This window comes from Paracoccus salipaludis (genome assembly GCF_002287065.1).
Lineage (GTDB): Bacteria > Pseudomonadota > Alphaproteobacteria > Rhodobacterales > Rhodobacteraceae > Paracoccus > Paracoccus salipaludis.
The window spans coordinates 1-1,011 of sequence record NZ_NSJZ01000079.1; the positions used below are offsets into that span (position 1 = coordinate 1).

The 1,011-nt window shown below is 59.5% G+C and carries 1 protein-coding gene; it reads left to right on the plus strand.

The window, feature by feature from the left end; all coding sequences use genetic code 11:
* Positions 1-56: 56 nt before the first annotated feature.
* The coding region (locus CK240_RS17615; protein ID WP_095641546.1) for an IS481 family transposase at positions 57-1,011 on the plus strand (955 nt) is incomplete at its 3' end.

Genomic DNA, 1,011 nt, shown 5'->3' on the forward strand with positions numbered 1-1,011 from the left:
TGTTTGATCCCACGGTTTGATGGTGCGATCCTTTCTCAGGAATGGAAGGAAGCATTATGGGCCAGGTTCGTCACGGAAGCGCCACGACCACGCACGCCGTCAGAGCTGCAATACAACGATCGCAAGCTTCGCTCGCGACGTTGAGCCGGGATCTTGGGATCAACCCGAAGACCGTTGCTAAATGGCGCAAGCGCCAGACGGTCGAGGACCTCAAGACCGGGCCGAGAGAGCCGCGCTCGACGATCTTGACCGAGGCCGAAGAGGCGACCATCGTCGCTTTCCGGCGGCACACGCTGCTGCCGCTGGACGACTGCCTCTATGCCCTGCAGCCATCCATCCCGCACCTGACACGCTCAGCGCTCCATCGGTGTCTGCAGCGCCACGGCATTTCTCGGCTGCCTGACGTGGAGGGCGACAAGCCGAAGCGCCAGAAGTTCAAGCGCTACCCCATCGGCTTCTTTCACATCGACATCGCCGAGGTGCAGACTGCTGAGGGCAAGCTGTTTCTGTTCGTCGGCATTGACCGCACGAGCAAATTTGCCGTGACCCAGCTCGTCGACAAGGCAGACAGGAAGACGGCCTGGGAGTTCCTGCAGCACATGCTCGAAGCAGTGCCCTATCAGGTCCACACCATTCTCACCGACAACGGCATTCAGTTCGCCGAGCAGCCTCGGAACCGCAACACCGTTTATTCTCGGCCCATGCGTTTCGACATGATCTGTGAGGCCAACGGGATCGAACATCGCCTCACAAAGCCCAACCACCCGTGGACCAACGGCCAGGTCGAGCGAATGAACCGCACGATCAAGGACGCGACCGTCAAACGCTTCCATTACGACGATCACGACCAGCTCCGCACCCACCTGTCAGACTTCATGGCAGCCTACAACTTCGCCCGCCGGCTCAAGACCCTCGGCGGGCTCACACCGTATGAATACATCTGCAAGATCTGGACATCCGAGCCAGACAGATTCATCCTAAATCCGATCCACCAGATGCCGGGACTGAACA